We start from the raw sequence: 8,414 nt of genomic DNA, 5'->3' as shown, positions 1-8,414 counted from the left end.
GTCCTGCTGCACGCCTCCCGCGCCGTGCGCGCCGGTGAGCTCGACGCGCTGCTGGCCGTGCGCCCGGCGCCGCTGGTGGTCCTCGTCGGCCCGGGGTGGCCGTCGCAGCTGCCGCCGTCCTGCGTGCGCGCGGGCTCGCTGGCCGACGCCGTCGCGCGGTGCGCGGAGGCCGTCGCGGCCTGAGGGCGGCCCGCCAGGCGGCTGGGAGGACGCGTGGACTTCCGCGCGGGGCTCAGGTCGACCGGGTGACCTGCCGACACTCACCCTGTGGCGCTCTCGAAGCGCCGCAGCGGGTCCACGGACGGACCCGCTCCACCACACAGGGAAGAGGTAGGCGGTGGCAACGGTCCTGGTCTGCGACGACCTCCCGCTGGCACGCGAGGCGATGCGGCGCATGGTCGCCGCGGTGCCCGGCGTGACACGAGTGGTCGGCGCGTCCTCCGGAGAAGAAGCCCTGACGAGGTGGCCCGTCGAACGGCCCTCCCTCGTCATCATGGACGTCCGCATGCCCGGGATCGGGGGCGTGGAGGCCGCTCGCCGGCTGCTCGCCCGTCATCCCGAGGCGAACGTCCTCATGGCCACGATGGCGGAGGACGGTGACGGCGTGGCTCGTGCCGTGGCGTCCGGCGCCCGCGGCTACCTGGTCAAGGACGTGTCCCGCGAGGAGCTCGCGACGGCCGTCCTGCAGGCCCTGCAGGACGTCTCGCGTCGCCGGGGTGGCAACCGCACCCGTGCGGTGCTGACCGGTCGTGCGCCCGTTCTGACCGAGCGTGAGCAGCAGGTGCTCGTCGGGATGAGCCGCGGACGCAGCAACGCCGAGATCGGCCGGGAGCTCTTCCTGTCCGAGGACACGGTCAAGACGCACGCCCGGCGGCTGTTCCGCAAGCTCGACGCGGCAGACCGCGCACAGGCGGTGGCTGTGGGATTCCGCTGGGGCCTCGTACGGTAGAGGCGTGAGCCCTGGGGGCGAAGAGGCCGGTGGCCCGCCCGTTGCAGACGCCGAACGGCGTTCCGGCGGCGGTGTAACACCGCCCCGGCCTCCAGCGATGACCCCAGTGGATGCCGGGGGGCTCCAGGAACTGGCGACGCGCGCCCTGTCGGGGGAACAGGGCGCCGTCGCCGACCTCCTGGCAGCGGTGCGCCGGCTCGTCCACCGCTACTGCCGGGCCAGGCTCGGGCGACTGCCCGGAGCCGATCACGCCGCCGAAGACGCGGCACAGGAGGTCTGCATCGCCGTGCTGACGGCACTGCCCCGCTACAAGGACACGGGCCGGCCCTTCGAGGCGTTCGTGTACCGCATCGCGGCCAACAAGGTCGCCGACGCGCAGCGGGCCTCCTACCGGGCACCCGTGCCCACCGACGAGGTCCCGGACGCGGCGACGTCCGAACCGGGCCCCGAGCAGCTCGCCCTGGACTCCTTCGACGCGGCCACCGTGGGCCGCCTGCTCGACAACCTCCCGCCCAAGCTGCGGGAGATCATCACCCTGCGCGTCGGTGCCGGGATGTCGGCCGAGGAGACCGGCCGCGCCCTGGACATGACCGCGGGCGCCGTCCGCGTCGCGCAGCACCGCGCGATGCAGCGGCTCCGGAAGATCGCCCTCGACGAGCAGAGCCTGGAGGTCGCACCGTGAACGACGGAGACGGCCCCGACCTGCCCGAGGGCCCCACGACTCCCGACGGCCCCACGGCGCCCGAGGGCCCCGCCGCGGGCGACCGCGGGCACCTGCGCGACGGCCACCTCCGCGACGTGCGCGCCGGGCACCTCCGCGACGGCCACCTGCGCGACGGCCACCTCCGGGACGGCCACCTGCGCGACGGGCACCTGCGCGACGACCTGCTCGCCGACGTCGGCGCGCTGCCGACCGTCCCCGACCTGCTGGCCACCGACGCGCTGCTCGACCGCCTCGGCCGCCACCAGGCCACCGAGGGCGACCTGCGCGACACCGTCGCCGGGCTGCTCGACCGCTTCGCGCGCCACGCCGACCCCGAGACCGCGGGGGTGCGCGGCCTCGAGCTGCCCACCGTCGAGGACCTGCCCGCCGCGCCGGTGACCTCCGACGCGCCGCGCGTCCTGCTGGCCCGCCGCCGCACGATCGAGCGGCTCGGGCGCGGCACGGCCGCGGCCTGCGCCGTGCTCGCGCTGTTCGGCGGCACCGCCGCCGTCGCCGCGACCGGCGGGTCCGCCCTGCCGTCGCTGCCGGCGATCGCCCCGGCCGCGAGCGCCGACGGGCAGCCGCTCAGCATCGGCGGCAGCATCCTCACCTTCATCACGGGCACCACCGAGGACCGCGCCGAGGCGACGCTGCACCGGCTGCGGGCCCAGGCCACCGGCGGGGACCGCGGGCAGGCGGTCGCGGCCGCCGCGGCGGCCCGTCAGCTCGCCCAGGACCTGCGCGCGTCCGGCGCGTCCGCCGTGGTCGTGGCCCGGGCCGACGACTTCGCGGAGCGGATCCAGGGCGCCCTCACCAGCGGGGGCGACGTCGACCAGGCGCTCGCCGCGACCGCGCCGCCGCAGGGCGTCGCCGTCGGGCCGTTCCCCGCCCCGCCGACGGTCAGCACGCTGCCCTACGTGATCACTGAGGGCTTCCGGCGGACCGCGGGCGGCGCGCCCGGCATCCCCGGCGTCCCCTGGGCCCCGAGGAGCCCCACGGCCGCGCCCACCGCGTCGCCGGGCAGCTCGACCCCGCCCGCGGAGGCGCCCTCCAGCAGCGTCCCGGTGCCGTCGCCGTCCTCGACGGCCGTCGTCCCGGCGCCGCCGCGCTCGGAGCCGGCCCCCACCCGCACGGGCGGCGGTTCGTCCTCCTCCTCGGGCGGGTCGTCCGCGGGTCCCACGTCGCCCGCGCCGGCCCCGTCCTCGTCGTCGCCCGTCGTGACGCCTCCCACGCCCACGACGGAGGCGCCGGTGCCGACCTCGGAGCCGGTGCCGCCGACGTCGGACCCGGTGGTGACGCCGCCGCCGCTGGCGACGGAGCCGCCCCCGACGACGGAGCCCGAGCCGACGACGCCGACCGCCCCGCCGACCGCCGTCGAGCCGTCCCCCACGGACGCCCCGCCGGTCTCCTCGGAGCCGACCCCGTCGGAGGTCCCCGTGCCCACGGAGGAGCCCCCGGCGCCGTCGGAGGACGTCTCCACGACCTCCTGAGCGGGACGTACCATCGTCGGGTGAGCGAGCAGCCCCGCAGTGACGAGACGTCGGCCACCGGATCGCCCGCCGAGGGGGCCGGGCCCTTCGGGCTGATCGGCCTCACCTACGACGACGTGCTCCTGCTCCCGGGGGAGTCCGACGTCATCCCCTCCGAGGTCGACGCGTCCACGCAGGTCTCCAAGCGCGTCTCGCTGCGGATCCCGCTGCTGAGCTCCGCCATGGACACCGTCACGGAGTCGCGCATGGCCATCGCCATGGCGCGCCAGGGCGGGCTGGGCGTCCTGCACCGCAACCTGTCCGCCGAGGAGCAGGCCAACCAGGTCGACCTCGTGAAGCGGTCCGAGTCGGGCATGGTCACCTCGCCCATCACGACGACGCCCGACGCGACGCTCGCCGACGTCGACGTCCTGTGCGGGCGCTACCGCATCTCGGGCGTCCCGGTCGTCGACCCCGACGGCACGCTGGTCGGCATCGTGACCAACCGCGACCTGCGCTTCGAGTCCGACTTCAGCCGGCCCGTGCACGAGGTCATGACGCGGATGCCGCTGGTCACCGCGCCCGTGGGCGTCTCGCCCGAGGACGCGATGCAGCTGCTGCGCACCCACAAGGTCGAGAAGCTGCCGATCGTGGACGCCCGCGGCCGCCTCACGGGCCTCATCACCGTCAAGGACTACGTCAAGAGCGAGCAGTACCCGCTGGCCACGAAGGACGCCGACGGCCGGCTGCGCGTCGCCGCCGCCATCGGCATCTTCGAGGACGCCTGGAAGCGCGCGATGCTCCTGGTCGACGCCGGGGTCGACGTGCTCGTCGTGGACATGGCGCACGGGCACTCCCGCGCGGTGCTGGAGATGATCTCCCGCCTGAAGTCGGACAGCGTGGCCGCGCACGTGGACGTCGTCGGCGGCAACGTCGCGACGCGCGCCGCGGCGCAGGCGCTCGTGGACGCGGGTGCGGACGGCATCAAGGTCGGCGTCGGCCCGGGCTCGATCTGCACCACCCGCGTCGTGGCCGGCGTGGGCGTCCCGCAGGTCACCGCGATCCACGAGGCGTCGAAGGCGGCCCGCCCCGCCGGGGTGCCCGTGATCGGCGACGGCGGCCTGCAGTACTCCGGCGACATCGCCAAGGCCCTCGTGGCCGGGGCCGACACCGTGATGCTCGGCTCGCTGCTCGCGGGCTGCGACGAGAGCCCGGGCGACCTGGTGTTCGTCAACGGCAAGCAGTTCAAGTCCTACCGGGGCATGGGCTCCCTCGGCGCGCAGCAGACGCGCACGGGTGGCCGCTCGTTCTCGAAGGACCGCTACTTCCAGAACGACGTCGCCTCCGACGACCGCTTCGTGCCCGAGGGCATCGAGGGCCAGGTGCCCTACCGCGGCCCGCTCGCGGCCGTCGCGCACCAGCTGGTCGGCGGGCTGCGGCAGTCGATGTTCTACGCGGGCGCCCGCACCGTCCCGCAGCTGCAGGACGTCGGCCGCTTCGTCCGGATCACGCCCGCGGGGCTCAAGGAGAGCCACCCGCACGACATCCAGATGACCGTCGAGGCGCCCAACTACTCCGGCCGCTGACGCGGACGGGGCGCTCGCGGCCAGCGGGTAGCCTTCCCTCTCGTGCATGAGATCGAGATCGGCCGCGGCAAGCGGGGCAGGCGTGCGTACAGCTTCGACGACATCGCCATCGTCCCCAGCCGGCGCACGCGCGACCCCGAAGACGTCTCGACGGCCTGGCAGATCGACGCGTACCACTTCGAGATCCCGGTGCTGTCCGCGCCGATGGACTCGGTGGTCTCGCCCGCCACGGCGATCGCGATGGGCCGCCTCGGCGGTCTGGGCGTCCTCGACCTCGAGGGCCTCTGGACGCGCTACGAGGACCCCGAGCCGCTGCTGGCGGAGATCGCCTCGCTGGACGCCGCGGTCGCGACCCGGCGCATGCAGGAGATCTACGCCGAGCCCATCCAGCCCGAGCTGATCACCCGGCGCCTGGCCGAGGTCCGCGACGCGGGCGTCACGGTCGCCGGCGCGCTGTCGCCGCAGCGCACGCAGGAGTTCTGGAAGGTCGTCGTCGACGCGGGCGTGGACCTGTTCGTCATCCGCGGCACGACGGTGTCGGCCGAGCACGTCTCGGGCCGCAGCGAGCCGCTGAACCTCAAGCGCTTCATCTACGAGCTCGACGTGCCCGTCGTCGTCGGCGGCTGCGCGACGTACACCGCCTCGCTGCACCTGATGCGGACCGGCGCGGCCGGCGTCCTCGTGGGCTTCGGCGGTGGCGCGGCGCACACGACGCGCACCACGCTCGGCATCCACGCGCCCATGGCCAGCGCCGTCGCGGACGTGGCGTCCGCACGCCGCGACTACATGGACGAGTCCGGCGGCCGGTACGTGCACGTCATCGCCGACGGCGGCGTCGGGACCTCCGGCGACATCGTCAAGGCCGTGGCCTGCGGTGCGGACGCCGTGATGATCGGCGCCGCCCTGGCCCGCGCCACGGAGGCCCCCGGCCGCGGCTGGCACTGGGGCCCGGAGGCGCACCACGCGGTGCTGCCGCGCGGTGAGCGCGTGCACGTCGGCACGGTCGCCCCGCTGGAGGAGATCCTCAACGGGCCGGGCCGCGCCGCGGACGGCACGACCAACCTCGTCGGCGCGCTGCGCCGCTCGATGGCGACCACGGGCTACTCCGACGTCAAGGAGTTCCAGCGCGTCGAGGTCGTCGTCTCGCCCTACCAGCCCACCTGAGGCGCGTCAGCGCCCCAGCGCGGCGGGCAGCCGCCCGAGGTCGCTGACGACGACGTCGGGGGCGGTGCACACGGCCGGCCACGGCGCGCCCGCGCGATCCACCCACGCGGTGCGCAAGCCGACCTGCGCGGCGCCGTGCAGGTCCCAGGGGTGGACGGCGACGAGCAGCGTCTGCTCCGGGGTCGTCCCGCAGACGTCCAGGGCGTGGCGGTAGGCCGCCGCGGCCGGCTTCCAGGTCCCGGCCTCGTCGAAGACGCCGACCACGCGCTCGACGTGCTCGCGCACCCCGGCGCGCGCCAGCACGGCCTCGGCGACCGCGGGGGAGCCGTGCGAGAGCGTGGCCAGGCGCAGCCCGGCTCCGGCCAGGGCGCGCAGCCCGGGCGCCACGTCGGGGTGCGGCGGCAGCTCGCCCAGGGCCGCGACGAGGCGGTCCGCCGCGCCCGGCAGCGCCGCGTCGTCGACCACGCCGTGCAGGACGGTGAGCGCCGCGGCCCGGGCGACGTCCGCGAACGGCGCGGGCGTCCCCGCCGCGAGCAACGCGAACCCGTCGCGCAGGACCGCCGCGAACCACGTCGGGGCCAGGTGCGCGGAGGCGCCGAGCGCGGTCAGCGCCGCCCCCAGGGCCGCGGTGTCCGACAGCGTCTCGTTGACGTCGAGCAGGACGAGGCGGACGTCGCTCAGGGGGTTCACGCCCCCACCCCACCGCGCGGCGGGTCCTCCTGCCAGTCAGCCGCCGTGTCGCTCAGCCGCCGTGCCAGGACCGCCACAGCCGGGCGTACGGGCCGCCCGCGTCCACCAGCTCGTCGTGCGTGCCCAGCTCGGTGATCCGCCCGGCCTCGACGACCGCGATCCGGTCGGCGTCGTGCGCCGTGTGCAGCCGGTGCGCGATCGCGACGGTCGTGCGGCCCTCCAGCACCGCCGCGAGCGTCCGCTCCAGGTGCCGGGCCGCGTTCGGGTCCAGCAGCGACGTCGCCTCGTCGAGCACGAGGGTGTGCGGGTCGGCCAGCACCAGGCGGGCCAGGGCGACCTGCTGCGCCTGCGCGGCCGAGAGGGTCACGCCCTTCTCCCCGACCGGCGTCTGCAGGCCCTCGGGCAGCGCGCGCGCCCACTCCAGCGCGTCGACGGCGTCCAGCGCGGCCTCGACGGTCGCGTCGTCGGCGTCCGGCACGGGCAGGGCCACGTTGTCGCGCAGGGTCGCGGCGAACACGTGCCGCTCCTGGGTGACGAGCGCGACCTGGCGGCGCATCTCGTCCAGCGGCAGCCCGGTGACCTCGGCGCCGCCGACGCGCACGGAACCCCGCGTGGGCGGGGTGATGCCGGCCAGCAGCCGGCCCAGCGTGGACTTCCCGGCGCCGGTCGGCCCGACGACCGCGAGGCGCTCGCCGGGGGTCAGCCGCAGCGAGACGCCGTGCAGGACGGGGCGTTCCGGGGTGTAGGCGTAGCCGACCTCGTGGGCGGTGACCTCGTCGGAGACGGGGGAGTCGCCGCTGACCGTGCGGTCCGCGTCGACGGCCGAGAGCCCCACGACGCGGGCGAAGGACGCCTGGCCGACCTGCAGCTCGTCCCACCAGATGAGCAGCTCGTTGATCGGGCCGACGAGCTGGCGCAGGTACAGGACGACCGTCGTGACCTGCCCGACGGTCGCGAGGTCGTGGCGGACCAGGAACCCGCCCCAGACCAGCGCGGTCACGACGGGCAGCAGGTAGGACATCTCGATGGTCGGGAACCACACGGTCCGCAGGCGCAGCGTGTACCGCTCGCGCGCCACGGTCCGGCCGATCACCCGGTCCAGCAGCCCGATGCGGTGCTCGGCGAGGGACAGCGCCTCGACCGTGCGCACGTTCTCGACGTTCTCGCCGAGGGTCGTGGAGATCCGGCCCCACGACGCGCGCTCGGCCGCGTAGGCCGGCTGCGCCCGGCGCAGGTACCAGCGGGTGCCCAGCAGCAGGCCCGGCACGCCCGCCACGATCGCGAGCGCCACCAGCGGCCCGGACAGGAACGCGGCCACGACCGTGAGGGCGGTCGTGATGGACGCGACGAGGATCGCGGGGGCGCCGTAGCGCACGGTGTAGCTGAGCGCGTCGACGTCGTTCGTGGTGCGCGAGACCAGGTCACCCGTCCCGGCCTGCTCCACGACCGACAGCGGCAGCGTGGTGGCGCGGTTCAGGAACTCCTCGCGCAGCTGCGCGAAGACCTGCTCCGCGAGGACGAGGGAGCGCTTCCGGGCGACACGGGCCAGGACGGCCTGGACGACGACGGCGGCCACGAGCAGCGCCACGGCGACGTCGATCGCGCGCAGGACGCCGTCGGCGTCGGCGCCCGGACGGCCCGACCGGACCGCGCCCACGACGTCGTCGACGAGCCCGCCGAGCAGCCACGGCCCGGCGAGGCCCGCGAGCGCGGCGGCGGAGTGCAGGGCGAGCATGACGAGCCCCGCCCGGCGGTGCTGGCGCACCAGCCGCCGGACGTCGCGCAGGACGTGCGCCCGGTCGGCGACGGGCAGGGTCGTCGCGTCGGGGGTCAGGTCGAGCGGGTCGGAGTTC

7 protein-coding genes and 1 pseudogene are annotated in these 8,414 nt (G+C 75.9%); 6 read left to right on the top strand and 2 right to left on the bottom strand.

The window, feature by feature from the left end; genetic code table 11:
• The 6 genes and pseudogenes from F1544_RS13590 to F1544_RS13565 all read left to right on the top strand — a co-directional run.
• Positions 1-183: pseudogene (locus tag F1544_RS13590) on the top strand (hypothetical protein); the annotation flags it as partial.
• A gap of 154 nt (positions 184-337) precedes the next feature.
• Positions 338-949, top strand: a complete 612-nt coding sequence (locus tag F1544_RS13585) for a response regulator transcription factor (protein WP_166607710.1) — start codon at positions 338-340, stop codon at positions 947-949.
• Positions 950-1,046: 97 nt separating this feature from the next.
• Positions 1,047-1,631 carry an RNA polymerase sigma factor ShbA gene (gene shbA / locus F1544_RS13580; protein ID WP_208971836.1) on the top strand — a complete coding sequence of 195 codons (585 nt, stop codon included), beginning with the start codon at positions 1,047-1,049 and terminating at the stop codon, positions 1,629-1,631.
• Entirely contained in the window at positions 1,628-3,142 is a 1,515-nt protein-coding gene (locus F1544_RS13575; RefSeq protein WP_167586217.1) for a hypothetical protein, read from the top strand. Before shbA ends, F1544_RS13575 begins: the two co-directional genes overlap by 4 nt.
• Before the next feature lie 92 nt (positions 3,143-3,234).
• Positions 3,235-4,707: an IMP dehydrogenase gene (gene guaB / locus F1544_RS13570; RefSeq protein ID WP_208971849.1), complete on the top strand. Its 1,473-nt coding sequence runs from the start codon at positions 3,235-3,237 to the stop codon at positions 4,705-4,707.
• Between the two features lie 42 nt (positions 4,708-4,749).
• The gene (locus F1544_RS13565; RefSeq protein WP_167586213.1) at positions 4,750-5,871 is read left to right on the top strand and encodes a GuaB3 family IMP dehydrogenase-related protein; all 1,122 of its coding nucleotides are present in this window, start codon (positions 4,750-4,752) and stop codon (positions 5,869-5,871) included.
• Positions 5,872-5,877: 6 nt separating this feature from the next.
• On the opposite strand, the gene F1544_RS13560 is transcribed toward F1544_RS13565, so the two are convergent.
• Both F1544_RS13560 and F1544_RS13555 read right to left on the bottom strand, forming a co-directional pair.
• Positions 5,878-6,561: a haloacid dehalogenase type II gene (locus F1544_RS13560; protein ID WP_167586212.1), complete on the bottom strand. Its 684-nt coding sequence runs from the start codon at positions 6,559-6,561 to the stop codon at positions 5,878-5,880.
• Between the two features lie 52 nt (positions 6,562-6,613).
• Positions 6,614-8,395, bottom strand: coding sequence for an ABC transporter ATP-binding protein (locus F1544_RS13555; protein WP_208971848.1), 1,782 nt, complete (start codon positions 8,393-8,395; stop codon positions 6,614-6,616).
• Positions 8,396-8,414 lie beyond the last annotated feature (19 nt).

It is taken from the genome of Kineococcus rubinsiae (genome assembly GCF_011839805.1).
GTDB lineage: Bacteria > Actinomycetota > Actinomycetes > Actinomycetales > Kineococcaceae > Kineococcus > Kineococcus rubinsiae.
This window is presented reverse-complemented; position numbering and strand designations above follow the sequence as displayed.